This window comes from Rhodanobacter sp. FW021-MT20 (genome assembly GCF_041107475.1).
GTDB lineage: Bacteria > Pseudomonadota > Gammaproteobacteria > Xanthomonadales > Rhodanobacteraceae > Rhodanobacter_A > Rhodanobacter_A glycinis.
This window is the reverse complement of sequence record NZ_JBGBPX010000009.1, coordinates 114727-139085: the sequence shown is the minus strand read 5'-3', so window position 1 is coordinate 139085 and position 24359 is coordinate 114727. Positions and strand designations below refer to the sequence as shown.

The following is a 24359-nucleotide window of genomic DNA, read 5'->3' as shown; positions in this document are numbered from 1 at the left end:
TTGACGCCTGTCCTTGCCCCAAGCTTTGGCAGGCGTCCTTTTTTGGGGAACACCATGTATCGAGACAACCGAGGCCGCGCCTGTCACACGTGCCAGCACGAGCGCCGGCCAGAGATCGAGCTACGGCTGGCATCGGGTACACCGCTGCGCATCATCGCGGCAAAGTACGGTCTGAAGCCGGACACGCTGCGCCGGCATCGCATGAATCACATGGCACCGGAGCTGATCCAGCAACTACAGGCGACCGGTCGGCGCACCAGTGCCACGGATCTGGCCGAGCTAAAACGCACCGAGTCCGAAGGGCTGCTGGGTAACCTGGTGCACGAACGCGCACGCCAGCAACGCATCGCGGATAAGGCCGAGTCGATCGACGACTTCGCCAACGCCACGCGGGCATCGGTGGCTGCACTCAAGTCATCGGAGCTGATCGCCAAGCTGCTGGGCGACATTCAGACAGGCAACGTCACGCAAAACATTCTCATTGCACCGGAGTTTCACGCCTTCCGCAACGCCGTGATTCAAGCATTACGGCCCTATCACGACGCCAAGCTGGCCGTGCTGACTTCACTGCAGCGGCTGGAACAACAAACGGAGGTCATCGACGGTGAATGTACTAACACCACTCGCCCGTGACTTCGCGCGCGCCCTGGACCCGACAATGGTCATGCGCAATGCCGGCATGGAGCCGGACGACTGGCAACGCGATCTGCTGCTGAGCGATGCTGACCGTCACTTGATCCTGTGCAGCCGCTAGGCAGGCAAGTCCACCACCGTAGGCGGATTGGCCGTCAACACGGCGTTGTATGACCCCGGACTGGTGCTTCTGGTGGCGCCCGCGCAACGGCAAAGCGTCGAGCTGTTCCGCAAGGTGCGAGACATCTACATCGCGCAGCCGGATGCACCGAAGATCGTTACCGAGTCCGCACTGCGAATGGAGCTTGAGAACGGTTCGCGCATCATCGCATTGCCCGGCACCGAAGCGACCATTCGCGGCTACTCCGCACCGAAGCTGATCGTGGTCGATGAGGCAAGCCGCGTCGAGGATGAGCTGTTCACCGGCATACGTCCGATGCTGGCGACCAATCAGGGCCGCATGATCTGCCTAACGACGCCCTACGGTAAACGAGGATTCTTTTACGAGGCCTGGGCGCACGGCGAAGGCTGGAAGCACACGATTATCACCGCTGACCAGTGCCCGCGCATTGACCCGGATTGGCTGGCGAACGAACGCAAGATGATCGGCGAATGGCAATACAGGCAAGAGTTTCAATGTGAGTTTGTCGATACCGATGAATCCTTTTTCAGCAGCGAGCTGATCGAAGCTGCCATGCAATCCACTGGAGGAGCACTCTGGACATGAAAGACGACAACATTACCCGCACGCTTGCCTATTACATGGGCGTCGACCTAGGTTAGGCGTTTGACCCGACGGCCATATGTGTGGTCGAGCGAGAAACCTGCAGCGTGACCGACCCCAACGATCCACGCGAAGGGAATCGACGCGCGATGCACCTGCCGTCAAAACTTCCCGCGCCGGTCTATCGCATCCGCCACCTTGAACGGCTGCCGCTGGGCATGACGTACCCGGCGCAAGTGGCGCACGTCGTTGGCTTGCTGTGTCGTGATCCGCTGGCGAGGTTTGAGGCGTCAACCTACATCGACGGCACTGGCGTGGGGCGTGCCGTGGTCGACCTGTTCAAGCAAACGCGCATGAAGCGCATGCACGCGGTCACGATCACCGCAGGCACTTCCATCACGCGCACGATGGACGGCTGGCACTGCAGCAAGCTGGAGCTTATTTCCCGGATACAGGCGCTGTTGCACTCAGGCGCGTTGTTGATTGAGCCTGAGCTTGCCGACGCGGCAACGCTGGCGCGCGAGCTGCAGGACTTCCGCGTGAGCTTCAGCACGGCGGGTAACCCGATCTTCGGGGCACGGTCGGGCGCGCATGACGACCTGGTGCTGGCAGCGGCGCTGGCGATCTTCGGGGCGACCCGTTCGGAGATGATTACGGAGATCGGGCTGGGGTGCGGTATGCGGCTACCGGGTTGACTGGCGATCCACGACGCTGACGTTCCACATTCGGTTTCCGTACCAGCGTCCGTACAACGAAAAAGGCCACCCGTTAAAGTGGCCTAAGTCGTTGATTCAATTGGTGGGCGGTACAAGGATCGAACTTGTGACACCTGCCGTGTGAAGGCAGTGCTCTACCGCTGAGCTAACCGCCCGCCGAGAGCGCGCAAATATACGGGGTGACGGGACCGAGGTCAACTGGTGGATGCCGGCGAAAGGGGCGGAAATGGCGGGCGTTGCTAGAATGGCGGCCCCACGAGGCCGACCGATCCAAGGAATTTCACATGTCGCATGTCCTGCAGGCGTTGCAGCACTTCCAGTTGACGCCGTGGAAGATAGTGGGCTTCGCCGGTACGCTGATGTTTACCAGTCGCTGGTTCGTGCAGCTGTACTACACGCGCAAGTACAAGCGGGTGGTGATGCCGCTGGCGTTCTGGGTGCTGTCGGTGTGCGGCAGCATGCTGTTGCTGGCCTATTTCATCGCCGGCAAGAACGATTCGGTGGGCATTCTCTCGAATTTCTTCCCGGTGTTCGTCTCGGTCTACAACCTGATCGTGCACCTGCGGCATCGGAAGAACGCGATCACGGGTGACGCCACGGTGTGACAGTATCTGTCGTGCCCCATTGGCAGGAGCGCACCCTGTGCGGGATGGCTCTTCGCCAGGTGACGGAAAGCATCGCGCACAGGGGGGCGCTCCTACGGGGTCATTCCGGTTCGTAGTCGAGATTGGAGGCCAGCCAGCGCTCGGCTTCCTGCAGTGTCCAGCCCTTGCGGCGGGCATAGTCCTCGACCTGTTCCTTGCCGAGGCGGCCGACCACGAAGTACTGGCTGTCCGGGTGCGAGTAGTACCAGCCGGAGACGGCAGCAGCCGGGTACATCGAGAAGCCTTCGGTGAGCTCGATGCCGGCGTTCTTGGTGGCGTCCAGCAACTGGAACAGCGTGGCTTTCTCGGTGTGTTCGGGGCACGCGGGGTAGCCGGGAGCAGGGCGGATGCCGCGGTATTTCTCGGCGATCAGGTCATCATTGTCGAGCGCCTCATCCGGCACGAAGCCCCAGAATTCCTTGCGTACGCGTTCGTGCATGTGCTCGGCGAAGGCCTCGGCGAGACGGTCGGCCAGGGCCTTGAGGATGATCGAGGAGTAGTCGTCGTAATCGGCCAGGAAGCGGTTGAGGTGCTCCTCGATGCCAAGGCCAGCAGTGACGGCGAAGCCGCCGATCCAGTCGGGCTTGTCGAACTCCTTCGGCGCGATGAAATCGGCCAGGCACAGGTCGGGGCGTTCGGGCGGCTTGTCGGCCTGCTGGCGCAGGCTGTGCAAGGTGGCCAGGACTTTTCCCTCTCCCCGTGGGATAGGGTGCCCCGAAGGGGTGGGTGAGGGGCCGGTCGGAGCAGAATTCCTCGCTTCGGTCGTACCCTCATCCGCCCTTTGGGCACCTTCTCCCAAGGGGAGAAGGGAGTGGTGCTCGTAGATCTCCACGTCGTCGCCGATGTTGGCCGCGGGCCACAGGCCGATCACGGCGCGGGCGGTCAACCACTTTTCGGCGATGATCCTGTCCAGCATCGCCTGGGCATCGCGGAACAGTTCGCTGGCCTGGGGGCCGACCACGTCGTCGGTGAGGATGGCGGGGTAGTGACCGGCCAGTTCCCATGCCTGGAAGAACGGGGTCCAGTCGATGTACTGGCGGATCACCGAGAGGTCGTAGTCGTCGAATACCGTGACGCCAGGCTGTTTTGGCTGCGGCGGCTCGTAGCTGGCCCAGTCGCAGCGGTAGCGCTGGGCGCGGGCTTTTTCCAGCGACACCAGTTTCTTGCCGGGGCCGCGGTTGCGATGGCGTTCGCGCACGTCGACGTAGTCGGCGCGCACCTTGGCCAGGAAGTCGTCGACCAGCTCCTTGCTGACCAGCGACTGCGCCACGCCGACCGCGCGCGAGGCATCCTTCACCCACACGGTACCGGCCTTGTAGTGCGGCTCGATCTTCAGTGCGGTGTGCGCGCGCGAGGTGGTGGCGCCGCCGATCAGCAGCGGGATGTGGAAGTCGCGTCGCTGCATTTCCTTGGCGACGTTGGCCATTTCTTCCAGCGACGGGGTGATCAGGCCGGACAGGCCGATCATGTCGGCGTTCTCGGCAATCGCGGTGTCGAGGATCTTTTGCGCCGGCACCATCACGCCCAGGTCGGTCACGTCGAAGTTGTTGCAGCGGAGCACCACGCCGACGATGTTCTTGCCGATGTCGTGCACGTCGCCCTTGACTGTGGCCATCACGATCTTGCCGTTGCTCTTGCCGGTGTCGCCGGTGCGCAGCTTTTCCGCCTCGATGTAGGGCAGCAGGTAGGCTACGGCCTTCTTCATCACGCGCGCGGATTTGACCACCTGCGGCAGGAACATCTTGCCGGCGCCGAACAGGTCGCCGACCACGTTCATGCCGTCCATCAGCGGTCCCTCGATCACGTCGAGCGGACGCGTCGAGAGCTGGCGGGCCTCTTCGGTATCCTCGACCACGTATTGGTCGATGCCGTGCACCAGGGCGTGGCTGAGGCGTGCGCGCACATCTTTCTCGCGCCAGGCCAGCGTCTCGACGACGACTTCGCCTTTCTTCTTCTTGTAGTTGTCGGCGATGTCGAGCAGGCGCTCGGTGGCGTCGTCGCGGCGGTTGAGCACCACGTCCTCGACGCGTTCGCGCAGTTCGGCGTCGAGTTCGTCGTAGATCGCCAGCGCGCCGGCGTTGACGATGCCCATGTCCATGCCGGCCTGGATAGCGTGGTACAGGAACACCGAGTGGATTGCCTCGCGCACGGTATCGTTGCCGCGGAACGAGAACGACACGTTGGAGACGCCGCCGGAAATGTGACAGTGCGGAAAGCGCCGCTTCAACTCGCGGGTGGCCTCGATGAAATCCACCGCGTAGTTGTTGTGCTCCTCGATGCCGGTGGCGATGGCGAAGATGTTGGGGTCGAAGATGATGTCTTCGGGCAGGAAGTCCAGCTCGCCGGTGAGCAGTTCGTAGGCGCGCGCGCAGATGGATACCTTGCGCTCGCAGGTATCGGCCTGGCCTTGTTCGTCGAAGGCCATCACCACGGCGGCGGCGCCGTATTGCTGCACCTTGCGCGCGTGGTCCAGGAACTCCGCCTCGCCTTCCTTCATCGAGATGGAGTTGACGATACCCTTGCCCTGCAGGCAGCGCAGGCCGGCTTCGATCACCGTCCATTTCGACGAATCGACCATCACCGGCACGCGGGCGATATCGGGCTCCGCGGCGATCAGGTTGAGGAAGCGCACCATCGCCGCTTCGGAGTCGATCAGGCCTTCGTCCATGTTCACGTCGATGATCTGCGCACCGTTCTCCACCTGCTGGCGTGCCACCTCGACGGCTTCCTCGTAGCGATCCTCCTTGATCAGCTTCTTGAACTTGGCCGAACCGGTGACATTGGTGCGCTCGCCCACGTTGATGAACAGCAGGTCGGGCGTGAGGACCAGCGGCTCGAGACCGGACAGGCGGGTGTGACGGGTACTCATGAGGACATGCTTCTTGCGTTGGCCTCCTCTCCCCCGTGGGGAGAGGATTGAGGTGAGGGGCGGGTGCTCGCGTGAGAGGTGATTTGCACGCGCTTCGTTGTCGGGCCGAGCCACGGTTGGCCTCTCACCTCAACCCTCTCCCCGGCGGGGAGAGGGAGCAAGGCGCGGCGGGCGTGTCTCATGCGGCTTCCTGAGCTTCGGTGGGCAACGCTCGCGGCGCCACGCCACGCACCGCTTCCGCAATCGCCTTGATATGTGCCGGCGTGGTGCCGCAGCAGCCACCAACCAGGTTGAGCAGGCCTTCGCGGGCGAAGCTGCCGATAACGGCGGCCATCTGTTCCGGGGTCTCGTCGTATTCGCCGAAGGCATTCGGCAGGCCGGCGTTGGGGTGCGTGCTGATGTGGCACTCGGCAACCCCGGATATGGTCTGGATGTGCGGGCGCAGGTCTTCGGCACCGAGCGCGCAGTTGAAGCCGACCGACAACGGCCGCGCGTGGCGCACCGAGTAATAGAACGCTTCGGCGGTCTGGCCGGAAAGGGTGCGGCCGGAGCGGTCGGTGATGGTGCCGGAAATCATCAACGGCAACCGCGCGCCGCGCGCACGGAACAGTTCGGACAGCGCGAACAGCGCAGCCTTGGCGTTCAAGGTATCGAAGATGGTTTCCACCATCAGCACGTCGGCGCCGCCGTCGATCAGCCCGCTGGCGGATTCGGTGTAGTTCTCGGCCAGTTCCTCGAAGGTGACGTTGCGGAAGCCGGGGTCGTTGACATCCGGCGACAGCGAGGCGGTGCGGCTGGTGGGGCCGAGCACACCGATCACGAAGCGCGGTTGCTCCGGCGTCTTCGCGCTGAACAGATCGGCGGCGGCACGGGCCAGCCGCGCACCTTCGCGATTCAACTCGTACGCGATGTGCTGCAGGTGATAGTCGGCCTGGCTGATGCGGGTGGCGTTGAAGGTGTTGGTTTCGACCAGATCGGCGCCGGCCTCGAAGTAGGCTTCGTGCACGCCGCGGATGATCTCCGGCTGGGTCAGGGTGAGCAGGTCGTTGTCGCCCTTGAGATCGCAGCCGCCGTGGTGGTCATGGGCGTGGCCGTCATGGGCATGCGCACTGTCGTGACCGTGCTCGAAACGTTCGCCGCGGAAGCCGGATTCGTCCAGCTGATGGCCTTGCAGCATGGTGCCCATGCCGCCGTCGAGGATCAGGATGCGCTCGCGCAGCGCCGCTTCGAGCAGGGCGACGCGGTCCGGGTGAAGCCAGGGGAGGGCGCTCATCGAGGGATCCTTATTTCTTCTGTGCCAGCAGGCTGATGACTTCGAAATGCGGCGCCTTGCGCTCGCGGCTGAGCCGCGCGCAGCTGAGCACATCCAGGCCGGCGGCATTGGCGAAACCTTCCAGTTCGGCCTGGGCGAAACCGAGGTTGCGGTGGTCGAACGGTTCGACGACGGCGCGGTGGTCGTGCTTGCCCAGGGTCACCGCCAGCAGCCGGCCGCCGCGGCGCAGCAGGCGCGCGGCTTCGGCCACGGCGACGGCGGGCTGCTCGGCGTAGGTCAGCGCATGCAGCATCAGCACCAGGTCGAATCGTTGCGCGCCGAGGTCGAGGGCATGCATGTCGCCGTGGATGACCTTGACGTTGCCAAACGGCTTGAGTCGCTTGGCTGCCGCTTCGGCCACGCGCTCGCTGGAATCCACGCAGACGATGGAGCGCGCATGCGGCGCCAGCAGTTCGGCGGTGATGCCGTCGCCGGAGGCGATGTCGAGCACGTCGCCAGTTTCCAGCAGCTGCAACAGGGAACGGGCCAGCGTTTCCCAGGTGCGGCCGGGCGAGTAGTGGCGCTCCATGTCGCCGGCAACGGTGTCGGCCCAACCCTCTTCGCGGGCGCGGTTGGCCAGCACGCTGGGCAGGCGGGCGGCATCTTCGCGCAGCAAGGCATCGTCGATGCTTTCGCGCAGCGAGTGCAGCAGGGTGTGATGGTGGTTGTCGCCGTCGTTGTTGGCGCGGTAGTAGGCGGAGACGCCGGCGCGGCGATCGCGCACGAGTTCGGCTTCCTTGAGCTTGGCCAGATGGGTGGATACGCGCGGCTGGGCCAGGTGCAATACCGAGGCTAGCTCGGCCACGGTCAGCTCCTCGCGTTCGAGCAGGGCCAGCAGGCGCACGCGCGTGGGGTCGGCCAGCAGGCGCAGCACGCTGGAGGCGGTGGCCAGATCCATGTGTTATCCATCTATCGCGATAAAGAGATTTACAAGGCTAGGCGCCATCCCGCGCTGCGTCAAGAGCCGGGAGTGAGTGAAGAGGAGTGAGGAGCGAGAGAGAGCCTTGAGCTACATACCCTTCACTCACTTCTCGCCCTCTGCTGCATGCGCACAAGGGTTCGAGCGGGGCTGCCGTTAGAATGGGCGGCTTTCCCTTCCCCATTTGACGTTGCCGGAGTCTCCCATGGATTTCAGCTTTACCGAAGACCAGTTGTCGATCCAGTCGATTGCCCGTGACTTCGCCCAGAAGCGCATCGCGCCGGTGGCGGCCGAGCTGGATGCCAAGGGCGAGTTCCCGCTGGACAACATCCGCGAGATGGGCCAGCTCGGCTTGATGGGCATCGAGGTGCCGCACGAGTACGGCGGCGCGGGCATGGACCCGGTGGCCTACGTGCTGGCGATGATCGAGATCGCCGCGGCCGACGCGGCCACGGCCACTGTGATGAGCGTGAACAATTCGCTGTTCTGCAACGGCATCCTCAAACACGGCAGCGAGGAGCAGAAGCAGAAATACGTGCGTGCGATCGCGCAGGGCGAGGCGATTGGCGCCTACGCGCTGACCGAGCCGCAGTCCGGCTCCGACGCCTCGGCCATGCATACCCGTGCCACGAAGAATGCCGATGGCGACTACGTCATCAACGGCAAGAAAAGCTGGATTACTTCCGGTCCGGTGTGCCGCTACATCGTGTTGTTCGCGATCTCGACGCCGGGCATCGGCGCCAAGGGTGTATCGGCTTTCATCATCGACACGCAAAAGCCGGGCTTCCACGCCGGCAAGACCGAGCCGAAGCTGGGCATCCGCGCCTCGGCCACCTGCGAGATCGAGTTCAACGACTACGTGTGCTCGAAGGACGATCTGCTGGGCGCCGAGGGCAAGGGCTTCTCGATCGCGATGGGTGTGCTCGATGCCGGTCGCATCGGGATTGCCTCGCAGGCTGTCGGCATCGCTCGTGCCGCCTACGAGGCGACGCTGGAATGGTCGCGCGAGCGCAAGGCTTTCGGTGCACCGATCGGCACGTTCCAGATGACCCAGTCCAAGATCGCCGACATGAAGTGCAAGCTCGATGCCGCGACCTTGCTGACCTTGCGCGCGGCCTGGACCAAGGGCGAGGCGGAAAAGAACGGTGGCCGCTTCGGCACCGAGGCCGCCGTGGCCAAGCTCACCGCGTCCGAAGCGGCGATGTGGATCAGCCACCAGGCCGTGCAGATCCATGGCGGCATGGGCTATTCCAGGGAACTGCCGCTGGAACGCTACTTCCGTGACGCCAAGATCACCGAGATCTACGAAGGCACCAGCGAAATCCAGCGCATCGTGATTGCACGCAACGAGACGGGGTTGCGCTGAAGAGCGAGGAGTGAGTGGAGGGGAGTGAGGAGTGAGAGAAAGCTCGCACTTTCTCGCTTGTGCTGCAGCATGACACGGTTGCAAAAGGCCCCAGTGTGAACCGGGGCCTTTTGCTTGGCTCTGTAGGAGTGGCTTCAGCCGCGATGCTTTGGCGTGGCGTCCAGCATCTTGGAGAGCATTGCGGCTGAAGCCGCTCGTGCCGGTTTGCATGCAAGCATGCGGATACAAAAAGGCCCCGGCTTGCGCCGGGGCCTTTTTGTTGGTGTCTTGCGGTGGAGGGAAGTGAGGCGAGCTTTTCTCTCACTCCTCACTCCTCTCCACTCACTCCTGCCTTCAATGCTCGCGTCGCGGGTCGGAGTCGAACGACTGCATGCCCGTGCCGGAAGCCGTCTGCGGGGTGTCATCGCCGTCGAGCTTGTCGCCCAGCAGGCGGCGGACCACGATGTAGAACACCGGGATCAGCAGCACGCCGAGGAAGGTGGCGAACAGCATGCCGCCGATCACGCCGGTACCGATGGCGTGGCGAGCGTTGGCGCCCGCGCCGGTGGAGATGAACAACGGGAACACACCGAGGATGAACGCCAGCGAGGTCATCAGGATCGGGCGCAGTCGCAACCGGGCCGCGTCGACGGTGGCTTCGCGCAAGGTACGCCCGGACTTCTGTTCGGCCACCGCGAATTCGACGATCAGGATCGCGTTCTTCGCAGCCAGGCCGATCACCGTGATCAGGCCAATCTTGAAGTAGATGTCATCGGGCAGGCCGCGCAGCAGGGTGAACACCACCACGCCGAGCAGGCCCAGTGGCACCACCAGCAGCACCGCTACCGGGATCGACCAGCTCTCGTACAGTGCAGCCAGTGCCAGGAACACGATGAAGATCGACAGCACCATCAGCAGCGTGGCGGCATTGCCGGACAGGATTTCCTGATACGACTGACCGGTCCAGTCATAGCCGTAGCCACGCGGCAGGTCGTTGTTGACGATCTTCTCCATCTCGCTCATGGCCTCGCCCGAGGCATGCCCTGGCGCTGGCGAGCCGACGATTTCCACGGCCGGATAGCCGTTGTAACGCGTCAGCGATGGCGAGGACACTTCCCACTGCGAATGCACCACGTTGGCCAGCGGAATCATCGCCGGCGTACCGTCGGCGTTGGTCTGCGTGCTGCTGGGCGTGAAGATGTGCTGCAACGCGTCCGGTCCCATGCGGTAGGGCGCGTCGGCCTGCATGATGACGCGCTTGACACGCCCGCCGTAGGTGAAGTCGTTCACGTACACCGGTGCCAGCATCAGACTGATCGCGTTGTAGATGTCACCCACCGACAGGCCCATCGACTGCGCCTGCAGGCGATCCACGTCCAGGTGCAACTGGGGTGAATCCTCCAGTGCGTTGGGGCGTACGCCGGTCAGTACCGGGTCCTTGCTGGCCTTGCCCAGCAGAATGTTGCGGGCTTGGGTCAGGGCGTCACGGCCAGCGCCGCCGCGATCCTGCAGGTACATGTCGAAGCCGCCGAACTGGCCCAGACCCTGCACGGTGGGAATGTTCACCACGAAGATGCGGGCATCGCTGATGCTGTGCAGCTGCATGTTGGCGCGCTGGATGAATTGCATCGCGGTGACGTCACGCTTGGCCCAGTCCTTCAGCTTGATGAAGGCCATGCCCGCGTTTTCGCCGGAACCGATGAAGCTGAAGCCGGTCACCTGCAGCACACCTTCCACGGCGGGATCCTTCTTCAGGATCGCGCGCATCTGCGCCATCACCTCGCTGGTGCGCTGCTTGGTGGCACCTGGCGGCAGCTGGATCACCGACAGGGCGTAGCCCTGGTCTTCCTCGGGCAGGAAGCTGCCGGGCAGGCGCGTGTACAGGAAGCCGCCCAGCACCGCGATGATCACGAACACCAGCATCCAGCGTGGCGCGTGTTTCACCGCGCTGCCGATATGGCCGGTGTAGGTGTGCGTGGTCCAGTCGAAGAACTCGTTGAACTTGCGGAAAACGACGTTCTTCTTCTTGTGGTGCTCCGGCTGCAGGAAGCTGGCGCACAGTGCCGGGGTGAACGACAGCGCAAGGAACGCCGAGAAACCCATCGACATCGCGATGGTCAGCGCGAACTGCTTGTAGATGATGCCCGAGGCACCCGGCTGCAGCGACGACGGAATGAATACCGCCGCCAGCACCACGGTGATCGCCACCACCGCGCCGGTGATCTGGCCCATCGCCTTGCGCGTGGCGTCCTTCGGCGAGAGGTTTTCCTCGGTCATGATGCGTTCGACGTTCTCGATCACCACGATCGCGTCGTCCACCACGATGCCGATGGCCAGCACCATGCCGAACAGGGTCAGCTGGTTGATGGTGAAGCCGAGCACCAGCATGCCGAGGAAGGTGCCCAGCAACGCGACCGGGATCACCAGGGTCGGAATGATGGTGGCGCGGATGTTCTGCAGGAACAGCAGCATCACCAGGAACACCAGGATGATCGCCTCGACCAGCGTGTGCACCACCTCGTTGATGGAGATGGTGACGAAGGCAGTGCTGTCGTACGGGCTGAACCAGGTGACGCCTTGCGGGAAGCTGGGTGCCAGCTCGGCCATCTTGGCGCGCACGGCGGTGGCCACGTTGAGCGCATTGGCACCGGGCAGCAACTGGATCGCGAAGGCGCCGATCGGCTTGCCGTCCCACTGGGTGTCGAAGCCGTAATTGTTCGGACCGAACTCGACCCGTGCGACGTCGCCCAGGGTTACCGCGGTGCCGTCGCTGTTCTCGCGCAGGATGATGCTCTTGAACTGCTCGGGCGTGGTGAAGCGGCCCTCGGTGGAGACCGTGGCGGTAAAGCCCTGGCCCGGGATGGCCGGGTCCGAACCGAGCGAGCCGGCGGCGAACTGCACGTTCTGCGCCTTCACCGCGGCAAGCACCTGCGTGGCCGACAGGCCATAGCCCTGCAGCTTGTCCGGGTTCAGCCAGATGCGCATGGCGTATTCGGAACCGAACTGCTGGGTGCTGCCGACGCCCGGAACGCGGGCAATCTAGTCCAGCACCCGCGAACCGACGATGTCGTTCAGGCGGTCACGGTCGATGCTCGGATTGTCCGACTTCAGCGCGATCACCATCAGGAAGCCGGCGTTGGCCTTGGCCACCACCACGCCCTGTTGGGTCACCTCGGACGGTAGGCGCGGGGTGGCCAGCGCCACCTTGTTCTGCACCTGCACCTGGGCGATGTCGGGGTCGGTGCCGCTTTCGAAGGTCAGCGTGATCTGCGCGCGGCCGGTGGCGCTGGACGACGAGCTGAAGTACAGCAGGTGGTCGATGCCGGTGAGCTGCTGCTCGATGACCTGGGTCACCGTCTTTTCGGTGGTGTCGGCACTGGCACCCGGATAGGTGGCCGTGACCGTCACCGACGGTGGCGCGATATCGGGATACGACTCCACGCCCAGATTGAGGATGGAGAGGATGCCGCCCAGCGAAATGAGGATGGCCACCACCCAGGCGAAAATCGGGCGGTCGATGAAAAAACTCGGCATGTCGTATGCGCTCCGTTACTTGCCGTGCGCCGCGCCGGCCGGAGCCTTGGCGGTGGCGGCAGGGGCTGCACCGCTGGGGGCGGCGCCGGCGGGCGCGCCCTTCGATGCTGCCTTGGGGGCTTGCCATGGCGTGGTCTTGACGGCGATGCCTTCATGCACGTTCTGGATCCCGGACACGATGATTTTCTCGCCGGCGGCAAGGCCGCTGTTGACGATCCAGTCGCTGCCACTCATGGATACGGCGTTGATGTCGTGGCGCACGACCTTGTCCTGATCACCGACCGCCAGCACGTAGGCGCCCACCGTGTCGCGCAGCACCGCGGCCTGCGGAATCACGAACACATTGTGGTGCTCGCCCAGCTTGGCCTTCAGCGTGACGTACATACCCGGCAACAGGCGATGCTGCGGATTGGGTACCAGGGCGCGCAGGTTCACCGCGCCGGTGGACGGGTTCACCGCGGTGTCGGAGAAATCGAGCGTGGCGGGCTCGCTGTACGGCGTGCCGTCGGGCAGGGTGATCTGCGCGCTGGCCTTGTCGGTCTGGCTCAGGCTAACGTTGCCCTTGCTCTGCGCCTGATGCATCTGGTCCAGCTCGGACACGCTCAGGCTGAAGTTGACGTACAGCGGGTCGAGCTGGTCGACCGTGGTAAGCAGGGTGGCCGTGCCGTTGCCGACGAGGGCACCCTCGGTCACCTGTTGCTGGCCGGCGCGGCCATCAATGGGCGAGGTGACGTTGGCATAGCCGAGATTGATGCGTGCAGTTTCCACGTCGGCGCGTGCGGCCTGCACGGAAGCGGCGGCCGTACGCTCGGTGGCCAGCGCATTGTCCAGGTCGGCCTTGGAGATGTAGCCCTTGGGCGCCAGCTCACGCGAACGCTGTGCGTTGACGTGGGCGTTGGTGTAGGTGGCCTGGGCCTGGGCCAGCGATGCCTGTGCGGCACGCAGGGTGGCCTTCAGCGGGGCCGGGTCGATCTGGAACAGCAACTGACCCTTCTTCACCTCGCTGCCTTCGGTATACACGCGCTTGAGCAGCACGCCGGCAACGCGGGCGCGCACATCGGCGCTGCGATAGGAGGACAGGCGACCGACCAGGTCCTTGGTCAGCGGTGCGTTCTGGGGCTGCACAGTGATCACGCCGACTTGCGGCGGCGGCATCTGCGGCGCTCCCTGCTGCTTGCCCTTGCTGCAGGCTGCCAACGCCAGCAGGCCGAGGCAGAGCGCGGGTGTGCGCAATGACGAAGACTTCATGTGAGCTCCAATTGAGGCTTCTTTAACGGGTGGGGGTACGTCTGCGCACGCTGTGTCCGACGCATGACGTTCGCCATCTTCGTCGCGCGGGAATCGCGCGTCACGTGTCGTTCGTCGTGCTTCGTCGAATACAGTCTGAACCACGCTCGTCAGGCGTGGTGATGCAGCAGACTATACCGACCAGTTTACAATTTGTCGCGCGCATGAATCCAGTCCCATGTGCGTTGCGCAAAGCCTCACGGCGCGGGTAGCGGCATGCGATACGAAACTGCAGGTGAACGACGGGCGCCACGATGCGTGCGGGTGGGGGGGGCGTCGCCTCGTGGTGACAGCGCAAGTCAAGTCGCGTGGGTGCAACGTCGACGTGTCCGGATGTCGTCGCGATGGATCTTCGGGAACGCGTTTGCCATGCGCCCACGCATGGCTCGTCTTATGGATAAGCGGAATGTCGAGGCGTATCCTTTAACGGATTTTTGCTCTCACCCATTCCGTTTCCACTGACAGTTGAGTGCCATGAATGCGATCCGTGCGGCTAGCGACGTTCCCCTGCCATCCGAAGTTTTCCAGGAACTGAAAAAAAGCGGTTTCCCGACCCAGCGCCTTGATGAGGCGCAATTTTTTATCAGCGCCTTTTTCGCGCGGGTGTCCGCCAATGATTGCGCGCTGCACGCGCCGGCGACCTGGGCCACGTTGATCGCCGGCCTGCTCGATTTCGTGCAGCAGCGCGAGCCGGGTCGGGCCTCCGTGCGGGTGGTATCCGCCGATGTCGGTGGCCGTCACCTGTTGCAGGTGGTGACCGACGACATGCCGTTCCTGGTCGACACGGTAAGCATGGTGGTTTCGGCCAGCACGTCGATCCACGTGGTGATCCATCCCGTACTCAAGGCAGTGCGTGATGCTGCGGGGCGCCTGCAGCGCTTTGACGATGCGGCCGGCCATGCCGAGTCGGTGATGTACTTCGAGATCGACCCGTTGGCCGACCAGGCTGCGCAGGAACAACTGCGCGCCGGCGTGGAAGCGGCGCTGGACGATGTGCGGCTGGCCGTGGACGACTGGGCCGCGATGCGCAGCAAGATGCTGGCGATCGCCGGGGAACTGCCGCAGCGCAAGCCGGCGCTGGACCCGGAAGAAGCGCACGAGGCGTCGGAATTCCTGCGTTGGCTGGCCGACGACAACTTCACTTTCCTCGGTTACCGCGAATATGAAGTGACCGAAGCGGAAGGCGACCGCGTGCTGCGCGCGCGCGATGCGTCGGGCATGGGCATCCTGCGCGGTCGCGAGCGCTCGGTGGCACCGCGTTCGCTGCGCACCCTGGCGGCGAGCGAGCTGCCGCATTCCGGCGCCACCGACGCGATCATCCTGACCAAGACCAACGCGCGCTCGCATGTGCATCGCGCCGGTCACATGGATTACATCGGCGTGCTGCAGTTCGACGCCGCTGGCAAGCCGGTCTCGGAGCAACGCTTCCTCGGCCTGTTCTCCTCCAATGCCTACATGGCGCGCCCGCAGGACGTGCCGCTGGTGCGTCACAAGGTGGAAGCGGTGCTGTCGCGTTCCGGCCTGAAGCGCGATGCCTATTCGGGCAAGTCGCTGCGCCACATCGTGGAGACGTTGCCGCACGACGAACTGTTCCAGGGCAGCGAGGATGAATTGCTGGCCGTTTCCACCGGCATCCTCGAACTGCGCCAGCGTGCGCAGACCCGCTTGTTCGTGCGTCGCGACCGTTATGGTCGCTTCTTCACCTGCCTGGTGTTCGTGCCGCGCGAGCGCTTCAGCACCACGGTGCGCGAGCGCATCGAGGCGATGCTGCGCGAAACCTTCCATGGCGAAAGCCTGGATTCCAACGTGCTGATGGGCGAATCCGCGCTGGCACGGCTGCATGTCACCGTGCGTCCGCACCCGGGCGACCAGCCGGTGTTCGATGTGCACGAGCTGGAAAACCGCTTGCTGCAGATCGTGCGCAACTGGCACGACAGCTTGCGCGAAAACCTCGTGCGTGATCTCGGCGAGGCGCAGGGCGTGGCCTTGCTCAACCGTTTCGGCAAGGTGTTGCCGGCCGGCTACATCGAGGAAGTGTCGCCCGAAGCGGCCGCTTCCGATGTGCGTGCCATGGCTACGCTGAAGGCCGACGATGCACTGCACGTGCAGTTGTACCAGGACGCGCGCGACCAGAGCCTGCGCTTCAAGGTGATCCACTTCGGCGCGCCGATTCCGCTGTCCGAAGCCTTGCCGATGCTGGAGAACATGGGCGTGCGCATGCTGGCCGAGCATGTCTACACGCTGGAGAGTGATGAGCGTCCGCTGACCATCCATGATTTCGAGCTGAAGCCGAAAGCGCCGATGGCGTTCGAGCTGGCGCATGTGGCCGAGCGCTTCGAGCGCGGTTTCGAGGCCTTGTGGCGTGGCCAGGCCGAGAGCGACGGTTTCAACAACCTGGTGCTGTCGGCGCAGGCCGACTGGCGCCAGGTGGCGGTGCTGCGCGGTTACTGCAAGTACCTGCAGCAGGTGGGCATCGCGTTCTCGCAGACCTACATGGAAGAAACGCTCAACCGCTATCCGGCCATCGCCGGCGTGCTGATCGAGCTGTTCAACGCCAAGTTCGACCCGCAGCGCGAGCAGCTCGACGCCGCGACCCGCGAGCAGGCTGGCGAAGCGCTGCGTCGCGAGATGAAGGCGCTGATCCCGGAAGCCACGCAGAAGGCGAAGCCCGAGCTGATCGACGGCATGGTCGCCGTGTTGGCCAAGCCGCGCGCGCAGCAGGTCGAGGTGCTGTGGGATGCCCTGAAGTCGTTGCTGGACAACGTGGCCAGCCTCGACGACGAGCGCATCATCAAGAGCTACATGGACGTGATCCATGCCACGCTGCGTACCAGCTACTTCCAGCTGTGGAATGGCGCCGCGCGTCACTACATCAGCTTCAAGTTCGATTCGCACCAGGTCCCGGACGCGCCCAAGCCGGTGCCGTTCCGCGAGATCTGGGTGTACTCGCCGCGGGTTGAGGGTATCCACCTGCGCTTCGGCGCCGTGGCGCGCGGTGGCCTGCGCTGGTCCGACCGCCGCGAGGATTTCCGAACCGAGGTGCTGGGCCTGGTCAAGGCGCAGATGGTGAAGAACACCGTGATCGTGCCGGTGGGCTCCAAGGGTGGCTTCTTCGTCAAGAAGCCGCCGGTGGGCGGCGACCGCGACGCGCAGCAGGCCGAGGGCATCGCCTGCTACAAGCTGTTCATCAACGGCCTGCTGGATATCACCGACAACCTGGTCGAAGGCAAGCTGGTGCCGCCGCACGACGTGGTGCGCCACGACGAGGATGACCCGTATCTGGTGGTGGCCGCCGACAAGGGCACAGCCACGTTCTCCGATATCGCCAACGCCATCTCCACCGAGCACGGCTACTGGCTGGATGACGCGTTCGCTTCCGGCGGTTCGCACGGTTACGACCACAAGGGCATGGGCATCACCGCCAAGGGTGCGTGGGAGTCGGTCAAGCGCCACTTCCGTGCACTGGGCCGCGACAGCCAGAGCGAGGACTTCACCTGCGTGGGCATCGGCGACATGTCCGGCGACGTGTTCGGCAACGGCATGCTGCTGTCCGAGCACATCCGCCTGCTGGCCGCGTTCGACTATCGCCACATCTTCCTCGACCCGAACCCCGATGCGGCGAAGTCCTTCGTCGAGCGCCAGCGCATGTTCAAGGTGCCGCGCTCGAGCTGGGAGGATTACGACAAGTCGCTGATCTCCGCCGGTGGCGGCATCTATCCGCGCAGCGTGAAATCGATTCCGATTTCACCGGAAGTGCGTACGGTGCTGGGTCTGAAGGCCGATGTCGAACACCTGTCGCCGAACGAATTGCTCAGCGCCATTCTCAAGGCGCCGGTCGACCTGCTGTGGAACGGCGGCATCGGTACTTACGTGAAATCGTCGGTCGAAACGCAGGCTGACGTGGGCGATCGCGCCAACAACGCCATCCGCATCAACGGCGGGGAGCTGCGTTGCAAGATCGTGGGCGAAGGCGGCAACCTGGGCTTCACCCAGAAGGGGCGCATCGAAGCGGCACACCAGGGCGTGCTGCTCAACACCGACTTCATCGACAACTCCGCCGGCGTGGACACCTCCGACCACGAGGTGAACATCAAGATCCTGCTCAACGATGCCGTGCAGCGCGGCGAGTTGAGCTTCGACGGTCGCAATACCCAGCTGGCGTCGATGACCGACGAGGTCGGCCAGCTGGTGCTGTGGGACAACTATCGCCAGAACCAGGCGATCACCCTGATGGAGCACCAGTCGGCGCACCGCATCGGTTCGCTGGCCCACTTCATCCGCACGCTGGAAGCCGAGGGCACGCTGGATCGCCAGGTCGAGAACCTGCCCGGCGAAGCCGAACTGACCGAGCGCAAGGCGCGCGGGCAGGGCATGACCCGGCCGGAGCTGTCGGTACTGCTGTCCTACGACAAGATCCGCCTGTTCCAGCAGCTGCTCGCCTCGGACGTGCCGGAAGACCCGTACCTCTCCAAGGAGCTGGTGCGCTACTTCCCCGCGCCGCTGCACGAGAAGTACGCCGCGCACATGCAGCGCCATCGCCTGAAGCGCGAGATCATCGCCACCGCGGTGACCAACTCGACGATCAACCGCATGGGCGCCACCTTCATGATGCGCATGCAGGAAGACACCGGGCAGGGTCCGGCGGCGATCGCCAAGGCGTATACCGCCGCGCGCGAGATCCTCGAGGCACGCGAGCTGTGGGCGCAGATCGAGGCGCAGGACAGCAAGGTAGCCGAGAGCACGCAGATCGACGCGATCATGCAGATCTGGTCGTTGTTGCGCCACCTGACGCGCTGGTTGCTCAACCGTCCCGGCGGCACGCTGGACATCGCCGCCAACGTGGAGCGCTACAACACCGGCGTGTCCGCGTTGCGCATGGCATTGCCGGGTGCGCTCACGCTCACCGGCAAGGGCGATTTCGAGTCCAGCCAGGAAAAGTGGGAAGGCCTGGGCCTGCCGGCCGAGCTGGCCCTGCGCCTGGCCCGCATCACCGAACTGCGTGCCGCGCTGGACATGGTCGAAGTGGCGCAGCAGAGCGGTCAGCCAGTGGAGAAGGTGGCCGGCGTGTTCTACGAGCTGGGCGAGGCGCTCGATCTCGAGTGGCTGCGCGACCAGATCGAGGCGCTGCCGGTGGAAGGCCACTGGCACGCCCAGGCGCGCGGTTCGCTGCTGGACGAGCTGAACCACCAGCATCGTGCGCTGGCGTCGCAGGTGTTGGCCCTGGCTGGTGAAAGCAAGGGTGTTTCGCCGGTACAGGCCTGGCTGCAACGCGACGACGCCACGCTGCAGTACACCCGCAGCATGCTGGCGGAAATCCTCACCCAGAACGCGGACTACCCGATCGCCTCGGTCGCGGTCCGCCGTCTGGCGCAGCTGGCCCAGGTGCCGGTGGGCTGAGGAACCTTCCATCGTCGTGCAGTAAAGAACGCCCGGTGCCCGCAAGGTCATCGGGCGTTTCTTTTGGCCCCGCTCCCACGTGACATTACTTGTAGAAGCCCGCACGCGGGCGATGCTTTTGGCATGGCATCCGCGAGGTGAAAAGCATCGCCCGCGAGCGGGCTCCTGCAGGCAAGTGTTGGGAGGACCCGGGCTCGTGAATATCGCCCGTGAAGGGGCTCCTACGGTAAGCTGGTTGGACCGTCGCCACATGCCGATTCCCATGCGCTTCGCCTTTGTTGCCAGTGACACCAGCGTCGCCCAGCAGGCGCGCCGCAAGCTCGTCGAACGTTACGGCGACGTGCCTGCCATCGACGCGGAGGTGATCGTGGCGCTGGGCGGCGACGGTTTCATGCTGCGCACCCTGCATGCGCATCGTGCGCTCGAGATTCCGGTATACGGCATGAAGCTCGGCCGCGTCGGTTTCCTGATGAACAAGCACCGGCTCGATGGCCTGCCCGAGCGCATCGATCGCGCACACACCGCGGTGCTGTATCCGCTGGACATGCGTGCCACGGACGCCAAGGGCAACGTGCACCAGGCGCTGGCTTTCAATGAAGTCTCGCTGCTGCGGCAGAGCAACCAGGCCGCGCACCTGGAGGTGAAGCTCAACGAGACGGTGAAGTTGCCCAACCTGACCTGCGATGGCGTGATGGTGGCCACGCCGGCGGGTTCGACGGCCTACAACCTGTCCGCGCACGGGCCGATCCTGCCGCTGGACGCCAACGTGCTGGCGCTCACCCCGATCAGCCCGTTCCGGCCGCGCCGCTGGCGTGGCGCGATCTTGCCGCATCGCACCCGGGTCAGCCTGCGCGTGCTTGATCCGGGCAAGCGCCCGGTCAGTGCCACCGCCGACTTCCTGGAGGTGCGCGACGTGCGCACGGTGGACGTGGTGCAAGCCGAAGGGCAGGGCGTGCGCCTGTTGTTCGACCCGGAGCACAATCTGGAACAGCGCATACTCGACGAACAATTCGCTTCCGAATGAAAAGGCAGAAGTGAGGATCGTGAAGTGAGCAGTGAGAGACAGCGGGCTACGCTTTTCTCTCACTTCTCACTCCTCTCCACTCACTCCTCGCTCCTTGCGCTAGATTGATGCCATGAATCCACCGACCGCCCATGATCCTGCCGCCGCGACCGACAAACGCCTCGTCGTGGCGATTTCCTCGCGCGCCTTGTTCGACCTGGGCGACAGCCACGCGCTGTTCGAGCGCGATGGACTGGATGCGTATCGTGCGTTCCAGATCGAGCACGAAAACGACATCCTCAAGCCGGGCGTGGCTTTTCCGCTGGTGCAGAAGCTGCTCGGCCTCAATCGGCTGGCTGGCGATGTGCCGCCGGTCGAGGTGATCCTGCTGTCGCGCAATTCCGGTGACACCGGCCTGCGCATTTTCAATGCGATCCAGCATTACGGATTGGAGATCAGTCGCGCCGCTTTCACCAGCGGCGCACCGACCTCCGATTACATCGCGCCGTTCAAGGCCGATCTGTTCCTGTCCGCCAACGCCGAGGACGTAGGCCGCGCACTGGCCGCCGGCGTGGCGGCGGCGACGATTCTGCCCAGCACTGCGCCACCGCGGGCCAGCGAGCAGCTGCGCATTGCCTTCGATGGCGATGCGGTGATCTTCGGCGACGAAGGCGAGCGCGTGTCGCGCGAGGAAGGTCTGGAAGCCTTTCATCGCAGCGAGACCGAGCATGCCACCGAGCCGCTCTCGGTCGGCCCGTTCCGCGGTTTCCTCACCGCCATGCATCACCTGCAGGCGGCGTTCCCGGCCGAGAACTCACCGATCCGCACTGCGCTGGTCACCGCGCGCTCCGCGCCCGCGCACAAGCGCGTCATCCTCACCTTGCGCAAATGGGGCGTGCGCATCGACGAGGCGCTGTTCCTCGGCGGCCGCGACAAGGGCCCGTTCCTCGATGCCTTCGGTGCCGACATCTTCTTCGACGATTCGCCGGCCAACGTGGAATCTGCGCGCCGGCACGTGGCGACGGGGCACGTGCCGCACGGGGTAAGCAACCGCTGAGGCACCCGTTCGAGGTGACGCCTGTCACTGGCTTGCGCCGGGTTGGCGCCCTATCGTGGCGGCAACTTCAGGGAGGCAAGGGACATGACCGACGACGATGCCGACAAACTGCCACGCAGTGGCCACGAACGACTGATTCCCGCGCTGGCCGTGATCGCGGTGGGCGTGTTCTTCCTTCTTGGCAACCTGGGCATCGACTGGCCCTTCTTCGACTGGAATCGCTGGTGGGCCTGGTTCATCCTGCTGGCTGCCGCCTGGCCGCTGGGTGACGCTTGGGCGCGCTACCGCCGGTTGGGTCACGCCGACGCCCTGGTCTGGCAGGAGCTGCTCAGCGCATCCGCCATCGTGCTGGTGGCGCTGATGTTCATCGTGCCGCTGTCGTGGGCGCGTTGGTGGCCGCTGTTCGTTATCTACGGTGGCGTGTGCATGCTGGTGCGTGGCCCGCGTCGGCAGCGTTCACGCAGCCGCTGGTGATCCATGGCGGCGCCGGCTGCGATGCCGTGGCAAACGTCACGCCTTAGAGGACCCGCGTGCGCCGCCACCAGCTGGTCTTCTTTTCCTCGCGCACCAGCGTGAACAGGCCGGCGCCCAGGATCATTACGATGCCGACCAGCATCGGCCAGTCGAGCTTGTCGCCGAACAGCCAGTAGCCGAACACGATGGCCCACAGCATCTGGCTGTACTGGGTGGGGGCGACGCGATTGGCGGGGGCGATCAGGGTGGCGTACATCAGCAGCACGCCGGCCAGCGCGGCGAGCAGGCCGTAGCCGGCGAGCAGAAAGGATTGGTGCAGGTCAGGCCAGATGAAGTGCGGCAGCATCAGCAGGCCGCCGACCACCAGCGGGCCGATCACGCCGGCGCCGTACAGGCATACGCGCTTTTCTTCCGTTCCAGCCATGCGCAGGGCGACCACCGAGATGGCCGCGCACAGGCCGCACAGGATGGAGGCCAGGTCGCCCAGCCCCAACACGCGAAAGCCGGGACGCAATACCACCAGCACGCCGGCGAAACCGATCAGCACGGCAGTCCAGCGTCGCCAGCCCACGTGTTCTTTCAGCAGAAACACCGAGAGGATGGTCACGAAGATCGGCATCAGGAAGATCATCGAGAACACCTCGGCCATCGGCAGCAGGGTGAACGCGGTGACCGAGCAGATATTGCCGAGCGCGCCAGCCAGCGCGCGGATCCACCAGAGCTTCGGGCGACGGGCGGAAAACACGTCGCTCCAGCGATCCCCCTTGCCCATGATGAAGGGCAGCGCAGCCAGCCCCAGCAAGCCGCCGAAGAACACGGCTTCGTAAGGCGGCAGCGTACCGTGCAGCGACTTCACGAAGGCATCGCTCATCGCGTAGGCCGCGAAGCAGGCGAAGCCCAGCAGTATGCCTTTGACCATGGGTGTTCGATGGAAGTGGGGACGAGCTTGCGTGCCGCGACCGCATGCACGCATGGCAAGATCGCCATGTTCGCACGATTCGTGTTGCGTCGCATCATTCGATGATGCCCATTGGGAAAGGGGGCGTGGAACGGAACCACCTCTGTCATGCCGCATACCGCCATGACCTGATGGGAACGGGCCAGCTACAATCGGAAGATTCCCTTTCACCACGGAGTCTTTGCATGGCTGCCCCGCGCCTGAACCCGCTTGATCTGTACGACGTCCGTTCGCTGCTCACCGACGAGGAGCGCATGGTGCAGGACACCGTGGGCCGTTTCGTCGACGAGAAGGTGTTGCCGATCATCGGCGACTGCTTCGATCAGGCGCGCTTCCCGACCGAGCTGATCCCCGAGATCGCCAGTCTCGGCCTGCTCGGCGCCACCATCCCGGAGAAGTACGGTTGCGCCGGCATGAGCGGGGTCAGCTACGGCCTGATCTGCCAGGAGCTGGAACGCGGCGACTCGGGCCTGCGCAGCTTCGCCTCGGTGCAGAGCTCGCTGGTGATGTACCCGATCTACGCCTACGGCAGCGAGGAACAGAAACAGGCCTACCTGCCGAAGATGGCGGCGGGCGAGATCATCGGCTGCTTTGGCCTGACCGAACCGCACGGTGGTTCCGATCCGGCCAACATGAAGACGAATGCCAAGAAGGACGGCGGCGACTGGGTCATCAATGGCGCCAAGATGTGGATCACCAACGGCAACCTCGCCCACGTCGCCATTGTCTGGGCACAGACCGAGGACGGCATTCAGGGCTTCATCGTGCCGACCGATACCAAGGGCTTCACCGCGCAGCAGATCCACAAGAAGATGAGCCTGCGCGCCTCGGTCACCTCCGCGCTGTTCTTCGACAACGTGCGCGTGCCCGATGCGAATCGCCTGCCCAACGTGAAGGGCCTGAAGGGGCCGCTGGGCTGCCTGACCCAGGCCCGTTACGGCATCACCTGGGGTCCGATCGGCGCCGCCCAGGCCTGCCTCAAGGAAGTGCTGGACTACACCGCCGAACGCATCCTGTTCGACCGCCCGCTGGCCGCCAACCAGGCGGTCCAGCTCAAACTGGCCGACATGGCGCGCCGCATCACCACCGCGCAGCTGCTGTCGCTGCAGCTCGGCCGCCTGAAGGACGCCGGCACCATGGCGCCCACCCAGGTGTCGCTGGCCAAGTGGAACAACTGCCGCATGGCCATCGACATCGCGCGCCAGTGCCGCGACATCCTCGGGGGCGCCGGCATCACCACCGAGCACGGCGCGATCCGCCACGCGTTGAACCTGGAATCGGTGATCACCTACGAAGGCACGGAAACCGTGCACGAGCTGGTCGTGGGCCGCGAGCTGACTGGTATCAACGCGTTCTGATTCGTCTCCCTCTCTCCGTTGGGGAGAGAGCCGGGGTGAGGGGCCAATCTTGCGAAGACCCGACATCGAAGCGTGCTTCGGTCATGGAGATATCGCAAGCCTTCCTCGTCTCGACCCTCTCTCCTGCGC

At 64.6% G+C, this 24359-nt stretch carries 14 protein-coding genes, 1 tRNA gene and 2 pseudogenes; 10 read left to right on the top strand and 7 right to left on the bottom strand.

Features of this window, described 5'->3' with window-relative positions; translation table 11 throughout:
• The first annotated feature begins 54 nt into the window (after window positions 1–54).
• The 3 genes and pseudogenes from AB7849_RS11500 to AB7849_RS11490 all read left to right on the top strand — a co-directional run bounded on the left by AB7849_RS11500 (window position 55) and on the right by AB7849_RS11490 (window position 2052).
• Window positions 55–633, top strand: a complete 579-nt coding sequence (locus tag AB7849_RS11500; protein ID WP_008209542.1) for a hypothetical protein — start codon at window positions 55–57, stop codon at window positions 631–633.
• Between the two features lie 136 nt (window positions 634–769).
• Window positions 770–1360, top strand: a pseudogene (locus AB7849_RS11495) (hypothetical protein); the annotation flags it as partial.
• A gap of 104 nt (window positions 1361–1464) precedes the next feature.
• A complete protein-coding gene (locus AB7849_RS11490; protein ID WP_192810811.1) occupies window positions 1465–2052 on the top strand; it encodes a hypothetical protein in 588 nt (195 codons plus the stop codon).
• A gap of 101 nt (window positions 2053–2153) precedes the next feature.
• On the opposite strand, the gene AB7849_RS11485 is transcribed toward AB7849_RS11490, so the two are convergent.
• Window positions 2154–2228 (bottom strand) — tRNA-Val (locus tag AB7849_RS11485).
• Between the two features lie 129 nt (window positions 2229–2357).
• Here AB7849_RS11485 and AB7849_RS11480 point away from each other — a divergent pair.
• Complete coding sequence (locus AB7849_RS11480) at window positions 2358–2678, top strand: lipid-A-disaccharide synthase N-terminal domain-containing protein (RefSeq protein ID WP_008209535.1); 321 nt, start codon at window positions 2358–2360, stop codon at window positions 2676–2678.
• 100 nt (window positions 2679–2778) lie between these two features.
• Here the strand turns inward: AB7849_RS11480 and metH are convergent, their stop codons facing one another.
• The 3 genes from metH to AB7849_RS11465 all read right to left on the bottom strand — a co-directional run bounded on the left by metH (window position 2779) and on the right by AB7849_RS11465 (window position 7796).
• Entirely contained in the window at window positions 2779–5586 is a 2808-nt protein-coding gene (metH, locus tag AB7849_RS11475) for a methionine synthase (protein WP_369501084.1), read from the bottom strand.
• A 178-nt stretch (window positions 5587–5764) separates the two neighbouring features.
• Entirely contained in the window at window positions 5765–6859 is a 1095-nt protein-coding gene (locus tag AB7849_RS11470; RefSeq protein WP_008209528.1) for a homocysteine S-methyltransferase family protein, read from the bottom strand.
• A gap of 10 nt (window positions 6860–6869) precedes the next feature.
• Complete coding sequence (locus AB7849_RS11465; protein WP_147627055.1) at window positions 6870–7796, bottom strand: metalloregulator ArsR/SmtB family transcription factor; 927 nt, start codon at window positions 7794–7796, stop codon at window positions 6870–6872.
• 226 nt (window positions 7797–8022) lie between these two features.
• Here AB7849_RS11465 and AB7849_RS11460 point away from each other — a divergent pair, with 226 nt between their 5' ends.
• Window positions 8023–9183 (top strand): acyl-CoA dehydrogenase family protein, encoded by a 1161-nt coding sequence (locus AB7849_RS11460; RefSeq protein WP_008215735.1) that lies wholly within the window; start codon window positions 8023–8025, stop codon window positions 9181–9183.
• Between the two features lie 333 nt (window positions 9184–9516).
• Here AB7849_RS11460 and AB7849_RS11455 read toward each other — a convergent pair.
• Window positions 9517–12696: pseudogene (locus AB7849_RS11455) on the bottom strand (multidrug efflux RND transporter permease subunit).
• Window positions 12697–12711: 15 nt separating this feature from the next.
• Window positions 12712–13944: an efflux RND transporter periplasmic adaptor subunit gene (locus tag AB7849_RS11450; protein WP_369501083.1), complete on the bottom strand. Its 1233-nt coding sequence runs from the start codon at window positions 13942–13944 to the stop codon at window positions 12712–12714.
• Window positions 13945–14457: 513 nt separating this feature from the next.
• Between AB7849_RS11450 and AB7849_RS11445 the strand changes: the two genes are divergently transcribed.
• From AB7849_RS11445 to AB7849_RS11430, 4 genes are all read left to right on the top strand, one after another.
• Window positions 14458–19380 carry an NAD-glutamate dehydrogenase gene (locus AB7849_RS11445; RefSeq protein ID WP_369501082.1) on the top strand — a complete coding sequence of 1641 codons (4923 nt, stop codon included), beginning with the start codon at window positions 14458–14460 and terminating at the stop codon, window positions 19378–19380.
• Window positions 19381–19642: 262 nt separating this feature from the next.
• Window positions 19643–20404 carry an NAD kinase gene (locus AB7849_RS11440; RefSeq protein WP_008214684.1) on the top strand — a complete coding sequence of 254 codons (762 nt, stop codon included), beginning with the start codon at window positions 19643–19645 and terminating at the stop codon, window positions 20402–20404.
• Window positions 20405–20516: 112 nt separating this feature from the next.
• Window positions 20517–21440 (top strand): 5'-nucleotidase, encoded by a 924-nt coding sequence (locus AB7849_RS11435; RefSeq protein WP_008214682.1) that lies wholly within the window; start codon window positions 20517–20519, stop codon window positions 21438–21440.
• Between the two features lie 84 nt (window positions 21441–21524).
• A complete protein-coding gene (locus tag AB7849_RS11430; protein WP_008214680.1) occupies window positions 21525–21914 on the top strand; it encodes a LiaF transmembrane domain-containing protein in 390 nt (129 codons plus the stop codon).
• Window positions 21915–21957: 43 nt separating this feature from the next.
• On the opposite strand, the gene AB7849_RS11425 is transcribed toward AB7849_RS11430, so the two are convergent.
• Window positions 21958–22833 carry a DMT family transporter gene (locus tag AB7849_RS11425; protein ID WP_008214678.1) on the bottom strand — a complete coding sequence of 292 codons (876 nt, stop codon included), beginning with the start codon at window positions 22831–22833 and terminating at the stop codon, window positions 21958–21960.
• Between the two features lie 224 nt (window positions 22834–23057).
• On the opposite strand from AB7849_RS11425, the gene AB7849_RS11420 reads away from it, so the two are divergent.
• A complete protein-coding gene (locus AB7849_RS11420; protein WP_008214676.1) occupies window positions 23058–24230 on the top strand; it encodes an acyl-CoA dehydrogenase family protein in 1173 nt (390 codons plus the stop codon).
• Window positions 24231–24359 lie beyond the last annotated feature (129 nt).